This window comes from Thiothrix unzii, from assembly GCF_017901175.1.
Classification (GTDB): Bacteria; Pseudomonadota; Gammaproteobacteria; order Thiotrichales; family Thiotrichaceae; genus Thiothrix; species Thiothrix unzii.
Genome location: NZ_CP072793.1, coordinates 1,628,344 through 1,647,745, shown reverse-complemented (window position 1 = coordinate 1,647,745; position 19,402 = coordinate 1,628,344). Strand labels below are relative to the sequence as shown.

17 protein-coding genes, 1 pseudogene and 1 CRISPR repeat array are annotated in these 19,402 nt (G+C 51.6%); of the genes and pseudogenes, 10 read left to right on the top strand and 8 right to left on the bottom strand.

Going from position 1 to position 19,402, the window contains the following annotated elements; all coding sequences use genetic code 11:
• The first annotated feature begins 150 nt into the window (after positions 1-150).
• The 7 genes and pseudogenes from cas1f to J9260_RS08315 all read left to right on the top strand — a co-directional run bounded on the left by cas1f (position 151) and on the right by J9260_RS08315 (position 8,689).
• Positions 151-1,113 carry a type I-F CRISPR-associated endonuclease Cas1f gene (gene cas1f / locus J9260_RS08345; protein WP_210220545.1) on the top strand — a complete coding sequence of 321 codons (963 nt, stop codon included), beginning with the start codon at positions 151-153 and terminating at the stop codon, positions 1,111-1,113.
• Entirely contained in the window at positions 1,110-4,421 is a 3,312-nt protein-coding gene (gene cas3f / locus J9260_RS08340; RefSeq protein ID WP_210220544.1) for a type I-F CRISPR-associated helicase Cas3f, read from the top strand. The genes cas1f and cas3f overlap by 4 nt, the downstream gene beginning before the upstream one ends.
• Positions 4,418-5,641 (top strand): type I-F CRISPR-associated protein Csy1, encoded by a 1,224-nt coding sequence (gene csy1, locus J9260_RS08335; RefSeq protein ID WP_210220543.1) that lies wholly within the window; start codon positions 4,418-4,420, stop codon positions 5,639-5,641. The genes cas3f and csy1 overlap by 4 nt, the downstream gene beginning before the upstream one ends.
• A pseudogene (locus tag J9260_RS18895) lies at positions 5,638-5,994 on the top strand (type I-F CRISPR-associated protein Csy2); the annotation flags it as partial. The gene csy1 and the pseudogene J9260_RS18895, both read left to right, overlap by 4 nt.
• Before the next feature lie 96 nt (positions 5,995-6,090).
• Positions 6,091-6,898: direct repeats of the CRISPR family, unit length 28 nt; unit sequence GTTCACTGCCGCACTGGCAGCTTAGAAA.
• Positions 6,899-7,065: 167 nt separating this feature from the next.
• Positions 7,066-7,530, top strand: coding sequence for a DUF3429 domain-containing protein (locus J9260_RS08325; protein WP_246499709.1), 465 nt, complete (start codon positions 7,066-7,068; stop codon positions 7,528-7,530).
• On the top strand, positions 7,527-8,273 hold the full coding sequence (locus J9260_RS08320; RefSeq protein ID WP_210220542.1) for an SDR family NAD(P)-dependent oxidoreductase: 747 nt from the start codon (positions 7,527-7,529) through the stop codon (positions 8,271-8,273). The genes J9260_RS08325 and J9260_RS08320 overlap by 4 nt, the downstream gene beginning before the upstream one ends.
• Complete coding sequence (locus J9260_RS08315; RefSeq protein ID WP_210220541.1) at positions 8,273-8,689, top strand: nuclear transport factor 2 family protein; 417 nt, start codon at positions 8,273-8,275, stop codon at positions 8,687-8,689. The genes J9260_RS08320 and J9260_RS08315 overlap by 1 nt, the downstream gene beginning before the upstream one ends.
• A gap of 16 nt (positions 8,690-8,705) precedes the next feature.
• On the opposite strand, the gene J9260_RS08310 is transcribed toward J9260_RS08315, so the two are convergent.
• The 8 genes from J9260_RS08310 to J9260_RS08275 all read right to left on the bottom strand — a co-directional run bounded on the left by J9260_RS08310 (position 8,706) and on the right by J9260_RS08275 (position 17,276).
• Complete coding sequence (locus J9260_RS08310; protein WP_210220540.1) at positions 8,706-9,152, bottom strand: PAS domain-containing protein; 447 nt, start codon at positions 9,150-9,152, stop codon at positions 8,706-8,708.
• A 92-nt stretch (positions 9,153-9,244) separates the two neighbouring features.
• Positions 9,245-9,715, bottom strand: a complete 471-nt coding sequence (locus tag J9260_RS08305) for a DUF3833 domain-containing protein (RefSeq protein ID WP_246499707.1) — start codon at positions 9,713-9,715, stop codon at positions 9,245-9,247.
• Complete coding sequence (locus J9260_RS08300; RefSeq protein WP_210220538.1) at positions 9,705-11,069, bottom strand: MFS transporter; 1,365 nt, start codon at positions 11,067-11,069, stop codon at positions 9,705-9,707. Before J9260_RS08300 ends, J9260_RS08305 begins: the two co-directional genes overlap by 11 nt.
• Positions 11,066-12,283, bottom strand: coding sequence for an SAM-dependent methyltransferase (locus J9260_RS08295; protein ID WP_210220537.1), 1,218 nt, complete (start codon positions 12,281-12,283; stop codon positions 11,066-11,068). The genes J9260_RS08300 and J9260_RS08295 overlap by 4 nt, the downstream gene beginning before the upstream one ends.
• Positions 12,283-13,047 (bottom strand): DUF1365 domain-containing protein, encoded by a 765-nt coding sequence (locus J9260_RS08290; protein WP_210220536.1) that lies wholly within the window; start codon positions 13,045-13,047, stop codon positions 12,283-12,285. Before J9260_RS08290 ends, J9260_RS08295 begins: the two co-directional genes overlap by 1 nt.
• Positions 13,044-14,390 carry an NAD(P)/FAD-dependent oxidoreductase gene (locus J9260_RS08285; RefSeq protein WP_210220535.1) on the bottom strand — a complete coding sequence of 449 codons (1,347 nt, stop codon included), beginning with the start codon at positions 14,388-14,390 and terminating at the stop codon, positions 13,044-13,046. The genes J9260_RS08290 and J9260_RS08285 overlap by 4 nt, the downstream gene beginning before the upstream one ends.
• Positions 14,391-14,556: 166 nt before the next feature.
• The gene (locus tag J9260_RS08280) at positions 14,557-16,641 is read right to left on the bottom strand and encodes a metallophosphoesterase family protein (RefSeq protein ID WP_210220534.1); all 2,085 of its coding nucleotides are present in this window, start codon (positions 16,639-16,641) and stop codon (positions 14,557-14,559) included.
• An 80-nt stretch (positions 16,642-16,721) separates the two neighbouring features.
• Positions 16,722-17,276: a thermonuclease family protein gene (locus J9260_RS08275; protein WP_210220533.1), complete on the bottom strand. Its 555-nt coding sequence runs from the start codon at positions 17,274-17,276 to the stop codon at positions 16,722-16,724.
• 96 nt (positions 17,277-17,372) lie between these two features.
• On the opposite strand from J9260_RS08275, the gene aroE reads away from it, so the two are divergent.
• The 3 genes from aroE to J9260_RS08260 all read left to right on the top strand — a co-directional run bounded on the left by aroE (position 17,373) and on the right by J9260_RS08260 (position 19,387).
• Complete coding sequence (aroE, locus tag J9260_RS08270) at positions 17,373-18,197, top strand: shikimate dehydrogenase (protein WP_210220532.1); 825 nt, start codon at positions 17,373-17,375, stop codon at positions 18,195-18,197.
• 106 nt (positions 18,198-18,303) lie between these two features.
• On the top strand, positions 18,304-18,618 hold the full coding sequence (locus tag J9260_RS08265) for a hypothetical protein (protein ID WP_210220531.1): 315 nt from the start codon (positions 18,304-18,306) through the stop codon (positions 18,616-18,618).
• A 106-nt stretch (positions 18,619-18,724) separates the two neighbouring features.
• Positions 18,725-19,387, top strand: coding sequence for a c-type cytochrome (locus J9260_RS08260; protein ID WP_210220530.1), 663 nt, complete (start codon positions 18,725-18,727; stop codon positions 19,385-19,387).
• Positions 19,388-19,402 lie beyond the last annotated feature (15 nt).

Here is a 19,402-nt window from a genome sequence, read left to right as displayed (position 1 = left end):
AACATCCTGAAACCCGCATTACAGCGGGTTTTTTTATGCCTGAGCCATTCTGATCAGTAATGGGCAAACGTATTCGCAGTTGTTTCTATCCCGCTAGTGGCCTTGATAATTTATATGCTATAAGCCTATAAATCCTCATCGGGAGCCATCATGAGCAACCAAACTTATTCCGGGCAAAAAGAAATCCTGCATTCGAAGCGGGCAAACATCTATTACCTCGAACACTGCCGTGTCATGGTCAAAGGTGGTCGGGTTGTTTTCCTGACACCTACTGACGATGAAAATCAGTATTGGAACATCCCCATCGCCAACACCACGGTGGTTTTGCTGGGTACGGGAACGTCACTCACGCAAGCCGCTGTCAGAATGTTATGCGGGGCGGGTGTCATGCTGGGCTTTAGCGGGGGCGGTGGCACGCCATTGTTAGCCGCCACTGAAATTGAATGGCTTTCCCCACAAAGCGAATACCGCCCGACCGAATACCTGCAAAGCTGGATGTCTTTTTGGTTTGATGCGCAAAAGCGTTTAAATATTGCCCGCTTTTTGCAAACTAAACGCCTCGCTTTCCTAGATCATGTTTGGAGCAAAGACAAAGAGTTACGCCGTTACGATTTTTCCTTGAATGATTTTGAGCTGGAAAAATCCCTGAAACGTTGTCAGCAGGATATTGGCAACAGCCCAGATGTGACGCAGTTATTGCAGTCGGAAGCGCGTTTAACCAAAGCACTCTACAAGTTTGCTGCTAACCGCACTAATACCGCCGAGTTTGTACGTTCTCATGAGCCGGAAGAACTGGACTTGGCAAACCAGTTCCTCAATCACGGTAACTATTTGGCCTATGGCTTGGCGGCAACCTGCTTGTGGGTGTTGGGCATTCCGCATGGCTTTGCGGTGATGCACGGCAAGACGCGGCGGGGTGCATTGGTATTCGATGTGGCGGACTTGATCAAGGATGCGATTGTGTTGCCGCTGGCGTTTATTGCCGCCGAACAGGGGGCGAAAGAACAGGAGTTCCGCCAGATGTGTTTGCAAGGTTTCACCCAACATGAGGCGTTGGACTTTATGTTTGATGTGGTGAAAGAGGCGGCACAACTCGGCGAGTCTTTGTCATGATCGTAACCTTTGTGTCGCAATGCCAGAAAAAGTCCCTCGATATTACCCGCCAAGTGCTGGATGCCTACGCTAACCGGATTGGGGAACGCACTTGGCAGACGGTGATTACACAGGAAGGTTTGAACGCGGTACGTTCGCGCCTCGCTAAAACTGCCCGCAAAACCACGGCGGTGTCGTGTCATCGGATGCGTGGCACGAGCCGCACTGAATTGGTGTGGATTGTGGGCAACCGTCGTCAGTTTGATGAATTTGGTAATGTGCCGGTCAACCGTACCCAGCGGGATTTGCACAAGGAAGATTGGGAAGACGACTGGCGTTTCCTGCCTTTGCTGAAAGTGCTGATTGCGCTTGCCGCGTTGTTCCATGATTTTGGTAAGTCGTGGGATCATTTTCAGGGGATGCTGGCAAACCCGAACAATAAAAATAAGCGTGACCCTATCCGGCATGAATGGATTTCGTTGCTGTTGTTCAAAGCCTTGGTGAGCGGCAAAACGGATCAGGAATGGTTGGCAGATACGCTGGCACTCAAAGCCATGAATGCTAAAGCGCGGCAGGCTTTTATGAAAAAGCTGCTGGCGGATGCGCTACCCAGTAAAGCCGATGCGGATTATCCATTTGAAACAGGTTTCGCTCAGTCACGGCTGGCAACGTGGGTGGCTTGGCTGATTGTGACGCACCACAAGTTGCCGCGTTTTCAGTGGGACAAGTCCGAAGCTATTCCGTTTTCCAATGGGAACAAGCCAGTCAAACGGCAAGCGTTGCTGGAGTGTATTTCCCGCGAGATGGGTTACATCAAAGACTTTGCTTGGGTGTTTGCTGAGAAAAAGGATTGGAAGTTTGCGAATGGTTTGCCGCTGCTGTCTGACCCTTGGTGTAAAGAAGCAGCGCGTTGGGCGGGTAAAGCGCAAGCTGTACTGAGTTTGTTGGATGAGGCGGAAGCGGTGGAACGCTTGTTGCTGACCTTGGCGCGGCTGGCGTTGATGTTGGGCGATCATCATTATTCCTCGCAGGAAAAAGACCCGCAGTGGCGCAGTGATATGCAGCTCTATGCCAATACGGGTAAGGATAAAGAGGGCAACCGCCCACTCAAACAGCAACTCGATGAACATCTGGTCAAGGTTGCTGATGCCGCGCTGAAAATTGGTCATTTGCTGCCAGCATTTGAAAAAGAATTGCCGCGAGCGCGGGATGTACGAGCACTGCGTAAACCGTCACCACCCGCCTTTGCTTGGCAGAACAAAGCGGTACAAGCCTTAGCAACATGGCGCAAAGCACACGCGCTGGCGGAAAACGGTTTCTTTGCCGTCAATATGGCGAGTACCGGCTGCGGTAAAACCTTCGCTAATGCCAAAGTTATGGCAGCACTGCACGACGATAACAGCCTGCGTTACAACCTTGCGTTGGGGTTGCGTACCCTGACCTTGCAAACGGGGGATGAATACCGCGACAAGCTCAAGTTGGATAATACCGAATTGGCGGTATTGATCGGTTCGGCGGCGGTGCGCTTTCTGCATGAACAACGTCAAGATGGGCAACACGCGGGGGGCGAGGATGAGGTGGAAACGTCTGGTTCAGCATCGGCGCGTTCCCTGAGCGAAGGCATGGAAATTGTGTACGAAAGTGCCGTGCCGGATGAGCGTTTGAGTACGGTGTTGCGTGATACCAAAAGCAAAAGTCTGTTGTACGCACCTGTAGTGGTATCGACCATCGACCATTTGATGCCAGCCACCGAAGGCGTGAATGGCGGGAAGCATATTTTGCCGACTTTGCGGCTGATGTCGGCGGATTTGGTGATTGATGAGGTGGATGATTTTGATCAGCAGGATTTGCCTGCGATTGCACGTTTGGTGCACCTGAGCGGGATGTTGGGGCGTAAGGTAATGATTTCCTCGGCGACGATTCCGCCTGCGATTGCCGAAGGCTTGTTTCATGCGTATCAGCAGGGTTGGAAGTTGTTTGCCGCGAGTCGCCAGCGCAAAGCGGGTGTGACGGCTTTCTGGCTGGATGAGTTCGGCAATAACGTGCAACTGGTGACGGATGAAGAGAGCTTTCGGTCAGCACATCAAGCCTTTGTCGGCAAGCGTTTGAAAGCCTTGGCGCGGGAAACGCAAGTCAGGCGCAAAGCCCGTGTGTTGCCTTTGTCACGCGAAGGTATTCAAACCGAAGATTTGCAGCAGCATTGGTTTCAGCAGGTGTTGAACAGTGCGATTAGCCTGCATCGGCAATATGGAGTTGAAGATCAGGCGACGGGTAAACGCTTGTCTGTCGGTGTGGTGCGGGTGGCGAATGTTGACCCGTGTATCAACTTGAGCCGCTATTTGTTGGGTTGTGAATTGCCGGAAGATGTAGAAATTCGGGTGATGCCGTATCACAGTCGTCAGGTGTTATTGCTGCGTTCTGAGCAGGAAAAGCATCTGGATAGCGTCCTCAACCGCAAGCAAAACCGCCAACCGCAGGATAATTTGCTGATCAAGCAGCACTTGCAGCATTGCACCAAACCCAACCTGATTTTCATCTTGGTGGCAACGCCGGTTGAGGAAGTCGGGCGTGATCACGATCTGGATTGGGCGGTGATTGAGCCGTCGTCGTTGCGTTCGATTATCCAGATGGCGGGGCGGGTAATGCGGCATCGGGTGGTGAGCGGTTTGGAGGGGGCGAATCTGCTGCTGATGGAATACAACCTGAAGGGCTTTGTGGGGCAACAAAAAGTAGTGTTCCAGCAACCGGGTTATGAGAGTTCCCGTTATCCGCTGGCGACGCACCGTTTGACTGATTTGCTGGATACGCAAGCCTTGGCGGAACGGGTCGATGCTGCGCCGCGTATTCAATGTGCGGATACATTGCAGCCCACGACAAGCTTGTCAGACTTGGAACATCAGGTGTTGCAAGACATTATGACCAAAGCGGATTTCACGCCTAAAACCGTACAGGGTTGGACGCAGGGGGCGTTTTACCTCACCAGTTTGGCGCAACAAGTGACGCGCTTCCGCGATTCTGAGCAGGATGAAGCCTATAAGCTGCATATCGAAGAGGGGGAGTTAGTATTACGCCAGCCGCTTGAAGAGGGCGTGCAGGGTAAGCAAGCGCATAACCTGCATATTGAAACGCTTGAACCTGAATTACGGGAGCGGTTGTGGTTGACACTGGATTACCCCGATTTGATTGAAGAACAGCGGCGCACCTTGGGCTATAGCACGCGCCGTACTTGCGAATTCTTGGGCGAGATTCGCCTGCCGGACAAGGAGGGTGAACAGCATTTTGTGTTTATCCCAGAGCTTGGATTTGAACGACGGAGAAAAGGTGCATGATAAACCCGATTGTCGATTTTTTGGAAAAGCGTAAGCAGAAGCCGCTGAAAGAGGCGAAGAAACCCGTCGCGGAAATTGAGCAGGAGTTTCAGATAGCGGTGTGGGGTGCAAGTGCTGCAAATCGTGCCGCACAGCTCAGTCTGGTTTCGCACCCCGGCAAGTTTAGCCACCCCGATGCACGAATTACGCCCGTGTTGTTTGCGGGTGAATATGCTGCTGATGGTTATGTGCGTTCCGGCAATGCGAAGTCGGGGCAGGATGTGGTGGGCAATGCGGCAGCGTTGGATGTGTACGCTTTCCTTTCTGTTGTGTTGGACGATGGGCGTAGCGTCTTGGAACACTTTGAAGCCAACAGTGCTGTTCTGAAAGCCTTGTTAGCGGTGGGTGAGGAAACGTTTGCTGCGTGGCGCACAGCGTTTTTGCAAATCAAAGCGGTGGATGGGGGCGCGAAAACGCATACCAATGTGAAGCAGGTGTATTTTCCGGTGGCAGAGGGTTATCACTTGCTGTCGGTATTGTACCCGTCCGGTTTGATGACGGAACACCGCGAACGTTTGCGCCAGATGAAGTTTTCCGAGGCGACCAAAGCAGCACGGGAAGCGCGGCGTAAGGAGCTATTCCACGAACAGGGTTTTGCCGATATGACGGGGTTGCTGACCCTGCATTTCGGTGGGACGAAGCCGCAAAACATCAGCAAGCTGAATAGCAATAACGGCGGAGAGGCGTGGTTGATGCAGTGTTTTCCGCCGGAATTGCAGCAGCATTACCTGCATTTGCCGAAAGCGGATTTTTTCCAATGGTTACGTTGGGATGCGGACTGGAGCGAGATCATCACCGCCCTGCACAAGTTATTGCTGACCGATTACAACAACGTCGAGATTCGCCAATACCGGCAGCGGCGTATTGAGCAATTGTTTGATTGGGTCATGGGGCGGGCAGTGTTGTTGCAACAGCAGCCAGCGGGTTGGTCGGGGGCGGAAGGTTTTCGTTTACCAGCGGCGCAACGCTTTTGGTTGGATGCGGCCTACCGTGAGAGTAACCCCGCGCCAGAGCAATGGCAGGAAACCATTACACGCAGCATGAGCGAGTGGGTCGTCACCAGCTATAAGCGTTTCCGCAAAAAACAGGGCGATGCCGTGAGTTTGGGTGAAATCGAAGTCAAGGCGTTTCAGGCAGAAATGCTGGGGTATGCGCGTGAGCATGAGGAGTTTTTGCTGTGAGTCAGTATGTGTTACTCAAACATCTGCGGGTGCAGAACGCGAATGCGATTGCCAGCCCGTTTACCTTTGGTTTTCCGGCGGTCACGGCGTTTATGGGTTTGGCTCATGCGCTGCAACGCCACTTGAACCCGACGGCTGACCCTGATGAATTGCTGATTCGGGGTGTGGGGATCGCGAGTCATGCGTTCACGATGCAAGACCATCAGGAAAATTACAGTCGCACGTTACGTTTGACCGCGAATCCGCTGGATAAGGATGGCAATCGCCCGTCATTTGTGGAGGAGGGGCGGTGTCATTTGACGGTTTCGTTGGTACTGGAAGTCGATAATTTACCGGATGGACGACCGTTGGAACGCTTGCTGGCGCAGTTTGAACCGTTGTTGCTGGCGCGGTGCAAATTGGCGGGTGGCGATGAAAAGCCACTGTGTAGTGCGGTAGGTAAATTTACCGTTCACTGCCGCACTGGCAGCTTAGAAAGTTGCGACAAATCAGGCCATGACGCTGATGGAGTTCACTGCCGCACTGGCAGCTTAGAAATAAACCCAAGGACGGCAAGGTAACGACGAATCGTTCACTGCCGCACTGGCAGCTTAGAAATAGCAAAGTTGCCACTGGTGCAATATCAAAGCGTTCACTGCCGCACTGGCAGCTTAGAAAACCGTGCGCCAAATCAGCACACCCCCGCAAACGTTCACTGCCGCACTGGCAGCTTAGAAATCCAATTCCACCATCGGCAACGACTACACACTGTTCACTGCCGCACTGGCAGCTTAGAAAGTATCAGGAAAGCAGTGAAGAAATACACGCCTGTTCACTGCCGCACTGGCAGCTTAGAAAGCATGGCGACGATTGCCGATGTGGTGATGGTGGTTCACTGCCGCACTGGCAGCTTAGAAAACGCAAGGGCAAGTATTTAGTAGTGGTGTATAGTTCACTGCCGCACTGGCAGCTTAGAAAATCGCGTTAGCCGCAGCAGGTTATGCCGTGGAGTTCACTGCCGCACTGGCAGCTTAGAAAATGTGTTTGATTACTCAAATCATAGCACAACCGTTCACTGCCGCACTGGCAGCTTAGAAACCGCGTAAACTCCTTATCGACGATGCCATTCTGTTCACTGCCGCACTGGCAGCTTAGAAAAACACATCGACCTCTCTAATCACCTGTTGCGCGTTCACTGCCGCACTGGCAGCTTAGAAAAGCGCGTAAACCCACCATTGCATATCACTGACGTTCACTGCCGCACTGGCAGTTTATAAAAGTAGGCTAAACGGTTTGTCACACTCGGCGATCAAGTCCCAGTGCTACCACGGCGATGCAATGATTGATTCTTTCAAATAATCACCGTGCGCATCCGGTTTTTCTGCAATGGCTCGATAAGCGTTACACTGTGGCGTTGTATGTTTCAACGAAAGCAGGAGAACCTTATGCAGCCCACGACACGCCCGTTACCCGAATTGATGTGGTCGTTAGGTTACGGCGGTTTGTTGCCGTTTCTGGCGTTAAGTGCAGCGTTGATGTACGAAACCAGTTTGCCCGGGCTGGAAAATGTGCGCTTGGATTGGTGGTTGGCGGCGTATGCGGCGATTATTCTGAGTTTTCTGGGGGCGGTGCATTGGGGCGTGACACTGGGAATGCTCGATAAATTAGAGCAGCGCGAACGCACCCATTTGCTGTTGTTTAGCGTTGTTCCGGGTGTGTTGGCGTGGTTTGCGTTGTTGTTGCCGATTCAGGGGGCGTTATTCGCACTAGCTGGTTTGGTGACGTTGGTTTATGTGGCTGATACTCGCTTATTGTTTCGATTATTGCCTGACGATTACCGCAAAATGCGCCGAAATCTGACGATAGCGGTGACGTGTTCGTTAATTGCATCGGGGATAGTGGCAGGATGAACACTCAACCTTCCGTCGCTTGGTTGGTCGGTGCAAGTTCCGGCATTGGGCAAGCCCTCGCGTTTGCGTTAGCTGCGGCGGGTTGGAAAGTCGCGATTAGTGCGCGACGCATTGAGCCGTTGCAAGCGATGCAGGCACGTAACCCCTCGTTAACGCCTTACCCGCTGGATGTGACCGATGCGCAAAGTTTGCATGAAGCTGCGGCGGCGATTACCCGTGAACTCGGTGATATTGAGTTGTGCGTGCTGAATGCGGGTGATTACACCCCGATGCCGTTGGATGCTTTTGATCCGGCGTTATTCCGTAAGCTGTGCGAAGTGAATTATCTGGGCATGGTTAACGGGTTGGATGCGATCTTACCGTTGATGTTGGCGCGGGGGCGTGGGCAAATCTTGCTGACGGCGAGTATTGCGGGTTATCGCGGTTTGCCAAAATCCGCGCCCTACAGTGCCAGCAAAGCGGCGGTGATTAGCTTGGCGGAATCGTTGCATCTGGAATTGAAGGCGCGAGGCGTGTTGTTGCGGGTGGTTAACCCCGGTTTTGTGCGTTCGCCACTGACTGATAAAAACGATTTCAAAATGCCGTTTTTGATGGAAGCGGAAGATGCGGCGCAAGCGATTATGCGTGATTTGCCGCGCCAGAATTTCGAGATTGCCTTTCCCAAACGCTTTGCGTATTTGATGAAACTGTTGCGTATCTTGCCGTATTGGTTGTATTTCAAACTGACGAAGGGGGCGGCGTAATGGAGCATGTGGAACGTTATTTGCAGACATTTACGACGTTGCAGGCGGATGGCTTGGAGCGTTTGGCGGGGATTTTTGCGGCGGATGCGCGGTTCAAAGACCCGTTTAATGATGTGCGCGGGTTGGTGGCGATTACGCGAGTTTTTGCGCACATGTTTGCGACTACCCAGCATTCGCGCTTTATGATTGTGGATCACGCGCTGGCGGGAGATGTGTTGTTTATTCGTTGGGATTACCATTTTCAGACTTTGAAAGGGGAGGCGTGGGAAATCCCCGGTACGAGCGTGGTGCGGTTTAATGCGGCAGGTTTGGCGGTCGAGCATGTGGATTATTGGGATCCAGCAGAGCATATTTACAGTAAGTTGCCCGTGCTGGGTTGGTTGATGCGCTGGTTGCGGGGGAGGTTGGCAGCGTAAATATTCCCTTCGCTTATCAGCCCTCCAATTCTGCCAGACGTTTTTTTAATTGTGACAATTCTTCTTGTAAAGCAATGGTTTGAGAGACATCTTTTTGTACGCCAATGTAATACATGATGCCTTCCTCGTGGTCAAAATAGGGGCTAATAGTCAGATCATTCCAAAACAGCGACCCATCTTTACGATAATTGCGTAACACGGCTCTTATAGGCTGATTGCTTTCAATGGCAGCACGAATGCTAGCAAGCTCAGGTTGATCGTTGTCAGCATTTTGCAAAAAGCGGCAATCTTTGTACAAGCACTCGTCGGATGTGTAGCCCGTCATCTCCTCAAAGGCGCGATTAACATACAACAGGATAGTGTCATTGCCTTCACGTTCAGCAATGGTAATACAGTGTTCGGCATGATCCATCAATGCCTGTAACAGATCCGGGCGTATGCTTGTCGCAAGTGTGTCGGCCATGAAGAATGATCCTGAACAATGTCATGTTAAGAATCTGTATTGTAGATGGAGTCGGGAAAAACGGCTAGTACACTATAATATCTCGCTACCCCTTACTTTTTTTGGAACGCAATCGTCACTTCACCCAAGGTGAAACCAAACTTGCTCATCTTTGCGCGGTTCAGCAATACGCCATCCGGTTGCAAATACATCCAATCATCGAAATGCACCTGCCAGACTTTGCCATCCACCGGCAGATTCAAATCGTATTGCCAATTGAGCGCATTGCCGTAAGCCACGCCTTGCGCTTCGCCGACCACATCCGCCGCTCGCCCGCTGTAACGGTGTGCGTCTTGTTTGCGGATGTACCAGATGCGTTGGGAGATTTCGCCGTCATTCCACACGAAATCTTCGGTCATCACCAACTCACCATCCTTGTTGACCTCGCCTTTGATGTCGACCACGAACTGGCGTTTCAACGCGCCGCTGCGATCCTGAAACACGCCCCAACCACGGGTATTGCCCTGAAAATAGGCAAATAGATCCAGTTTTGGTTCAAACGCGGCGTAATCTTCAATCTTCATGTTGCTGCACCCGCTTATCATGAATAGCAGAAGGGTGAACAGAATAGAGCGCATTCGCATAACTCATCTCCCAATAATCCCGAAAATCGACTTCACTGAAGGGAAATCGCCACATGCGCCAAATCACCCAGCTTTTCAGCAATACAGGCAGTCCGGCGTACAATAAAGCCATCGTTAATAAAGTTGTATCGGTTTGCAGGGCTGCCTCTTGCGCAAAGCCCGCCCAATCCAACAACGGAAACGCAATCCCCACCGCCAAAGCGAGTGCCAATTTCGTCAGCAACCCCCACAAACCAAACAGCAAGCCGGTCTGCGGATTGCCCTGATGTTCCATTTGCTGAGCAATATCGGCTTGCATTGACGCAGGCAACGCCATATCAGCCCCCAACGCCAAACCACTGATCACACAAACCGCGAGAAACCCGTACACATCGCCTGCGCCCAAAAACGGAACCCACACAAATGCCGCCACCGATAACACAAGAGCCAATACCCATGCCCGACTTTTGTCGATGCGCCGAGCGAGCCACAACCACAGCGGGAGACCAACAATACCGCTGAGGAAGTACACCATTAGCACCATGCCGACCTGTTCAGGGGCTTGCAATACATGGGTCACAAACAAAATGAACGAGGTAGCGGGCAGGGCATTGGCTAAACTGTTAACAAAATAAGCGGGCAGCAACTGGCGTATCGCGGGATGTGCGGAGAGAATGCTGCCCACCTTGCGCAACGGCGCGAACCGACGCACTTGGCGGCGTTCCACCAACCACAGCAACGCGGGAAAAAGACTCAAGGGCAATAACACCCACAACAACTTGGCAAGGGTATCGAGCGTGAGTGCAATGTTATCCATTGCGCCGATCAAAAACGGCAAGCTAATCACCACCACTGTACCGAGGATGGCAAACACCTCACGACTGGCGGATAAGGCACTTTTGCCGTGGTAATCGTGGGTCATTTCCGACCCCCACGCTTGCCAGGGGATGCTGATCAATGTCCAACCCAAATACGTGACCATTGACCAGGTGAACAGGTAAAGTCCATCGACATTACCGACGGGGCGCAGCAAATAATCCAGCCCCACCAGCAATAACGGCATCCCCAATAAGATGAACAATTTGCGCCGCCCGATACGGCTGTTGATTTTGTCGTTTGCCCAACCAATCAGCGGGTCAGTAATCACATCAAAGCCGCGAGCCGCCAGTAGTGCAATGCCAATCACCGTCAGTGACAGATGCCACTCTTGCGCATAAAACGACGGCAAATACACATACAAGGGTAAGCCCAACATCGCCAACGGCAGCCCCGGTAAGCCGTAAAACAGCAACTGGCGATAATGGGCGGCTTTCATGACAAGGGTTTCTCCAGCGTTACCTGAATCACGTCGATGCGTTCCTCATTGAAACCCGCTTCGCAATACGCGAGGTAATAACGCCACAAACGTTCAAAGCGTTGGTCATACCCCAGCGGGCGCAGCGTTGGCAAGGCGGCGATGAAACGTTCATCCCATTCGCGCAGTGTCCGCGCATAATCTTTGCCGAAACCAACCTGATTAATCTGCTTGAGGTGACTACCCGCCACCAGCTTTTCGAGGTTGGCAGGGTTCGGCAACATGCCACCGGGAAAGATATAGCGTTGGATGTAATCCGCCCGCGAACGGTAGGTTTCAAACCAGTCATCGCCAATGGTGATGATTTGCAGCACGGCACGTCCGCCCGGTTTGAGGTGGCGTTGCAGCGTTTGGAAATAGGTTTCCCAATACTGTTCGCCCACCGCCTCAAACATTTCAATCGAGACAATGTGGTCGTAAGTGCCTTCCAGGTGGCGGTAATCGCGCAATTCCAGCACGGTTTGTTCGCCGAAGCGTTCCAAACGTTGTTGCGCCCAAGCCAATTGTTCGCTGGAAAGGGTAATGCCATGTACTTTGCAGCCCTGTTCGGCTGCCATTTCCGCGAAACCGCCCCAACCGCAACCGATTTCCAGCACGGTTTGCCCCGCTTGCACCTGCAATTCATCCAGAATCCGCTGATATTTGGCACGTTGCGCCTGTTCCAAGGTTAATTCTGGGGTGGTGTACAACGCTGACGAATACGTCATGGTGCTGTCTAGCCATTCGCGGTAGAAATCGTTGCCCATGTCGTAATGGTGGGCAATGTTCTTGCGGCTATTGCGGACGCTGTTGCGGCGCAGTTGGTGAAACCAGTTGGCAGGTTTGCGTAGCAGCTTGCGGCTATCCAAGGTGTTGCCGAATTGTTCCCAATTGCGCAGTAACAGGGTCAGCAAATCCGCCGGATGATCGCTTGACCAATCGCCCGCAATATAGGCTTCACCGAATCCCAAATCGCCTTTTGTCAAACATTTCAGCGCGAGGCGCAAGGGGCGGTGAATGTGAATGCTGGCGTGCAATTCGTCGGAATGCCCCAACACGTAATATTCGCCATCCAAATGAATGCTGAGCCGCCCGTATTGAATGCGGGCAAAGGTTGCTAATAACCAGCGTTTCAGGGTGGGCAGGTGATCAAAACGGGGTACTAATGGCGGGTTCAGGGTGGTTTCTAAGGGCATTAGGTTACGGTCTCCGTTGGGGGCGCAGGCTTGCGATAAAACTTGCCGCCTTTTAGCCAGATTTTCAGGGCTTGCCAGTGAATCAAGAGCATGACTTTCAGAGTCATGAAGGGGATGAGTGCAAATTGCCGCAGCAAAACAGCAGTAGTAAACGGCTGGCGTTGCCCTTGTTGGCTGGCAATCAGTGCCAGTTCATCGCCTTCGTATTCGTGGATTAGAATCTTTACCGTCTCAGTTGGCGGATGGATGAAAAATTCATACCGCGCATCCATCCCCATGAAGGGCGACACATGAAACACTTTCTGCTTGCTACCGGTGACGATAGCGGCATTAGCGGCTACCGGCAGCAAATAATGGTGGTGTTCACCAAAGGTATTACGCACTTCGCAAATGGCTGCCAGCAAGTTGCCCGCCGTGTCATGGCAGAACCACATACTTAACGGGTTAAAGCCATAACCCAAGATACGCGGGAAACACAGTAACTGGATGTTGCCAATAGCAGCGTCAATGCCATTCTCGCGCAACAAGGTTTCCGCCCATCCGCGCCATGCACTACCATCGCGTGCGCCGTGGTCACGCTGGTAAAGGCTGAACAGGTTGAAACGGTTGATGGAAAACAGTGGGGTACGTCCGACTTCATCCAGCCGGTCGATGTCCACTAACAAACTAAAAACGCGATAGCTGAAACGGTAAGTCACCGGAAAACGCCGACTGTGCATGACTGTTGAGGGAAAGACAGCAGCCGCAGGTGCAAGCGTTTTCATGGTGTGACCGCCCCAGCTATCGACAACGGAAGCACAGGCTGAGGAGTCGTCGTTTCCTGTGCTTTGACCCAAACCGGGGTAACGCCGAAATCCTGACAAACCCTCACCGCCGAAGCGATGGCATCTTCGTGGAAGCCGTAGCGGTGGTAACTGCCACAGAACCATGACTGCTGTTGCCCTTGCAGGCTGGCAAGTTGTGGTTGGGCGGCGACGGCAGCTTGGTCGAAGATCGGGTGTTCGTAAGTCATTTCGGTAATGATGTGCTCGTCACGCGGCAACTGATACGGGTTGAGGGTGACGAAATAATCGGTGCTGGTGTCCAGCCCTTGCAGGTTATTCATCCAATAGGTCGCGGTCATTTGTTGGCGAGCGTTGGCGTATTCTGGCTGGCTGGTGGCGAGGTAATTCCACGACGACCACACTTTGCGATTAACGGGCATGAGATTCGTATCGGTGTGCAAATAGGTCTGGTTTTTTTCGTAGCGGAAGCAACCGAGGATGCGTTGTTCTTCCGCGCTGGGTTGTGCCAGTAAAGCCAATGCTTCATCGGCGTGGCAGGCAAAAATCACCGCATCAAAGTCGTGTTGGGTGCTATCGGTGAAGACGCTGGCTTGCGTGGTGCTGCGTTCGACACGTATTGCGCCGGATTGAATGGTGATTTTGTCGCCCATTTCGGCGAGAAGTTTGCGCACGTAAACAGAACTTCCGCCGCAAACGGTGCGCCATTGGGGACGGTTTTGAATGTCGATCAAACCGTGGTTGGCGAAGAAGCGGAGGAAGCTGAGCGCGGGAAATGCGAGCATGGTGTCAACGGGGCATGACCAAATCGCCGCACCCATTGGCAACAGGTAATGTTCGCGCATATCGCGGGAAAACTGATGCGCGTCGAGCATTTCACCCAAACTCATGTCGGGGACGGCAACGGGGTTTTCGAGCAAGCGGTGCGCCACTTTGTTGAAGCGCATGATTTCTTTGAGCAAACGCCAGTGGCTCAGGCGGAACAGGTTTTTGCGTTGTGCAAACAGGGTATTGAGGCTAGAGCCGGAATATTCCAATTCGCCTTGGTTCAGCGAGAATCCGAACGACATATCGGTGTCGCGGGTGGGAATGCCGAGTTGTGCGAATAGCCCAATGAGGTTGGGGTAGTTGCGGTCGTTGTAGACGATAAAGCCGGTATCGACGGGCACTTGGCAGTCTGCTTCGGGTACGTCGATGGTGTGGGTATGCCCGCCGATGTAGGCGTTCTTTTCAAACAGGGTGACATCGTATTGTTTATGGAGTAGCCACGCGGAAGCTAACCCTGTAATGCCAGACCCAATGACTGCAATCTTCTTCCTGTACATTTCCCGCGTTCCTTATTAAAACTTATACCTTACCTGTACGGTCAAGTATGCGTGATGGATGCAGCAAATGACTAAAAAACGAATTTTTTGTAGGGTTTTGTCAAATTTAGGAATAATTTACTACTGGTTAGGGTAATTCCTTATAAGTCTTGTGTAATTATCGTGATTATTTTGTCACGGTATATGTCAAGTTTCCTTCACGGTCATCGCCGGATAACAACACCTGTTTAACCACATGACCTTGTTCCAGATACACCAAGCCGACATTCGGGCGGCAGGTAATCCAGTAGGTATTGGGGTCGGTGCGTGACTTGCCGTCTTTTTGTTCGAGCCAGTGCCATAGCTTTTGTAAAGTCTTAGCGGCTAAAGGTTCCCACCAAGTTTTTGGTTCGATTGTCGGGCGCGGTTGTACCGCTTTACCGGGAATGCCGACGACTTCAAGTTTCCATATGTCTTTTTTCAGAAAACGCCAGAAAAATAAGCGATACCACCAAGCCAAGGTTTCGGGTTTGCTGTGTCCGCGCCGTACTTTGGTAATGTCATTGGCGAGGAAAGTTTCTAAGGCACGCCCCGCTTCAGGTGTGTTGCGCAAGGCACTGCTGGTTAATTGCAGGCATTCGAGCGTTTGCACGTCATCAGGGGCGATTTGGCTGGTGTAAGTCGCGTGGTTGGCAAAGGAGTAATGCACATCACCGGCAATGAACGTGGCTTTTTTGTAGCCCATCCGATACAAAATGGCATTTAAAAACATTGAAAAGCCTTGGCGATTGGCGATCCAGCTTTCAATATCAAGGCGGCTGGGGGCGAGTTTGCCATTGGCAATGCCCAGCAAAAAGCCTACGCGATAGGCGAGTTGTTGCACCCCTTCAATTACCGAAAATCCAAAAACTGGCGTGCCGGTAATAAATATTGGCGTTACCGTGTCTTGTTTTTGTTCGGCGGGCAGCTTGAACCATGTTTCGTGGAGCGAGTCCAGTGCGTAATGATCCAACAATTTCGGCGGGGAATTGAACGAGCCAAAGTCGCGCTGGGTGCGGCAATCCAGCACAAAAATCGGTGGTGTGGTTGGCAGCACAAAACTCCACTGATGGAATTTACGCAGCGTGAAATCGTAGTGTTTGGCGTATTCACTATTCTCAGGAACAATCAGGTGATTCTGTAACGTGTCGATAAACTCCTGATTAAATTGCGCCGGTTCATTGCCCCAACTTTGAAATGCCCAAAATGCCGCCAGTGCGTTAGACACTATGCGACTGCCGGAAACACTGGAATGTACCTGATTGTACCAACTGCGATTGATATTCCAGTCATCGGTTACGTCGTGGTCATCAAACATCATGTAGGTGGGAATATTGGCCAAGGTTTTGCGCACTTGCGCTTGGCTGGCAAGGAAATCCCGCAAACTGTCCAGCGCGGGACTAGTCACGGTTTTTTCAGGAAGGCTAAAGCCAATGCGATTACCCATGACTAACAAATACATAGCCGCGAATTCGCCAAAGCCCATTAAGTGCATATCGGGGCAATTGGAGGTCAACCCGCATTCGGCTTTCAACGCGGTGCGTTGTGTGCTGTCAATGTTGCTTAATATTGCGCCGCACGGCAGAGGAATATCATGACCCACCAACGTTACCGCGATTTTTTTGAGGCTATCCATGACGATTTCAGGGACTTCATCAGCATAAATCTGGTCGCCGACCAAAAATAAATGCGAGGGGCGATTCGCTAAATTTTGTACATTGTCACTTAAATGACCGGCTAACAATGCCAGTGAATCTTGGTGTTGGGTTTTTTCCTGATCATCAAACGAAGGGCCGTGTGGTTTGCGGCACGAGCCATACGCAAACATTTGCAGGTGTTGTGGAATGTAAAACCCCGGTAACGGTTCCCCGTCTAAGCACACATCCGTAATCTCAGGTAAGGGGTTTTCCTGAGCATCGAATAAGTTATAACGTAACAACACATCCTGTGGAAACGGGTCGCCAGTTCGATCCGGTCGCGCTTCGATCAGGGTGACGTGTAGCTGTGTGCCTAAATTGGCGTGGCTTTGTAATGAACCCACCCAAGTATCACGTTGCTGCGTCATCGAATCAGGCATTACCGATGAACCCACCTGTTCACCTGCCAGATCATAAATCCGCAAAGTGACATCAAGCCGTCGGCTTGTGGCTAACCACACGGTAACGGAATCTGCTGTTACCCGCCGTAAAATTGGCCCGGCTAAGATTAAAGGAAGTGTCTGATTGTCGTCCATGAAGTGCGCTCCGCAAGCAAGTCTTGGTGTTAAGCATAGGCGTTACGCCCGCTTTTTGCTGTTAACGAAATGATAAACGGCTATTTTTGGCGGCGGTAATCCCACGGTGCTACCGGATGTGCATCTTGCCATAAGCCTTTTTGCGCGGCGCGTGCTTGTTTTTCAGCTTTGGCATAGGCTTTACTGTCACGAGGGCTTTGTTCTTTGGCATAAGCGACATAGTGCCAGCCGCACCCTTGACGCAATAGGGTTAACGCCACATCACTGTCATCGACGCTAATTTTGGCAATAATACGCCCGTATTTATCATGTTTATAGGCTTCCACTTGCACCGTTTTGCCGTTGGTTAATTGCCCCAGTTGCTCTTTGCAATATTTACCAAAAGCTTGCCCGCGCTCTGGTGCATCAATGCCTTGCAGCCGAATCTTAAACGACTCTTTATTGCTGGCAAGCACGGTTAAACTGTCGCCGTCAGCAATGTGGACGACTTGCCCTTGCGCAATTAATGTACCTGCGGCGGTGAGTTCGGCATCACTGGGCAGTTTCTCCTGCAATTTACGTTGTTGAGCGGTTAAGTCTTTTTGGCAAGCACTTAGTAGCATGAGTGGAATGAGGATCAGCGCAAGCATTTTCATAAGATTTACTGGGTTTTCCGAATCATAAAAGAGCGCATGAGTATACGCCTTTGGCTGTGCTATATTGCCGCCCAACCGATAAAAGTGAGAGTGAACATGACCGACCGCTACGCCGTCTTTGGCAATCCTATCGCCCACAGTAAATCGCCACGCATTCATGCATTGTTTGCCGCGCAAACCGGCATTGCTTTGGAATACAGCGCGTTATTGTCAGAACCGGAAGAGTTTGCGCAAGACGTGATGATGTTTTTGATTAGCGAAGGCAAGGGTTGCAATGTCACCGTGCCTTTCAAGCAAGAAGCGTGGGAACTGGCGGACGAACTCAGTGATTATGCGGCACGGGCGCAAGCGGTCAATACGCTGGTGTTTCGGGAAGATGGCAGCATGTTCGGTGCGAATACCGACGGCATTGGTATCGTGCGTGATTTACAGCAAAATCATGGGCTTGTATTGCAAGGTAAACGTATTTTGTTACTAGGTGCGGGGGGCGCGGTGCGCGGCGTGTTACAGCCGTTGCTGGAAACTCAGCCAGCCAGTTTGTTTATCGCCAATCGTACTGCCAGTAAAGCCACGGAATTGGCAGCGGATTTTGCTACCTTGGGCAAGGTTTCCGGCGGTGGTTTTGAGGCAATTAATGGGCAATTTGATCTCATTATTAACGGTACGGCGGCGAGTTTGCAGGGTGATTTACCGCCCTTACCGGATGGTTGTCTGGCGGTAGGCGGCAGCACTTACGATATGATGTATGCCGCAAAACCCACCGCATTCGTGGAGTGGGGCAAGGCACAAGGTGCGCTCTTAGCTTTGGACGGTTTGGGCATGTTGGTTGAACAAGCCGCAGAAGCGTTTTTCATCTGGCGTGGCGTGCGTCCGGATACCGCACCCGTATTGGCACAATTACGAGCTGAATTAGCCGCATAACAGTAAAAGTACGCGATTAGCGGTCATTGAATTGTAGCGTGACTGGGCTACACTTGAAGCTTTGTTGCACTAACCATTCAAAACAACGCGAGGCAGGGAAAATCCTATGGCACAAATCATTATCAAATATAAGCTGAAAGCCGGTGTTACCCGTGAACAGTATGAAAACTGGACGCGCACCACCGACTACCCAACCATGCGTGGCTTGACGCGGGTAGCGCGTTTCGTCAATTACCGCACCGTGCGCAACCTATTAAGTGACGCTGCCCCGACGGTTGATTACGTGGAGTTTTTCGATATTGCTGACATGGATGGCTTCTTGGGTGAAGACATGGGCAGCAGCACCGTGCAGGCAGTGATGAGCGAGTTCATGCAATTCGTCGACGCGCCAGAGTTCCTGATTGCGGAAGAAGTGGTTTAACGGCGGATTTCGATTGGATGGATAATTCCTACTTTTCTTGTGGGAATGTGCTAGGCTGAGAGTAGAAGGTTTGGTCTGAAATTCATAAACTGCAAGGAGTCGCGGTATGAAGAAGCTAATTATTTCTACTTTGTTTTCTGTCCTTTGTCTTTCCGCTTGGAATGTGTCGGCTGAAGACAAGCCACTTGATCCCGCCGCAGGGAAACGCTTGTACGAGACCTATTGTTTCATGTGCCATGACCGAGGTTTGAGCAACGCCCCGCGCCCTGCGGAAAAGGTTGACTGGGATAAACTGTTACCTTTAGGTGAGGAAACCCTGTTCAAAGCGGTGATTGATGGCCCCGGTCACATGTATCCAAAAGGTATTAGTCCGGTTTGGTCTGAGTGGGAACTGCGCAGCATGATCCGTTATATGATGGATACGGTGACGGATGCGGACAGCCAGAAGCAGGCCAATACCGCCAGTGCAGCAGACAAAGAGCGTCACTTGCAACTGTTACACGGGCGCAAGCTGTATGAACAGACTTGCTTCAAATGCCATGATTATGGTGATCTGGGCGCACCCAAGCTGGGTAGCCTTGAATCATGGGCGGGCAGCAAGGATAAGAGTATGGATGCACTGGCTAGAAGCGTGATTGATGGCAAAAATCATATGTACGCCCACGGTGGCAGTAATAGTCTTTCCATCAATGAATTCAAGTCCATGATCGAATACATGCTGAGCAGCCTAGAAAAGGGGTGGGTTTCACCTCAAAGAAAGTGCCAGTGAGTGTTGGGTATTTGC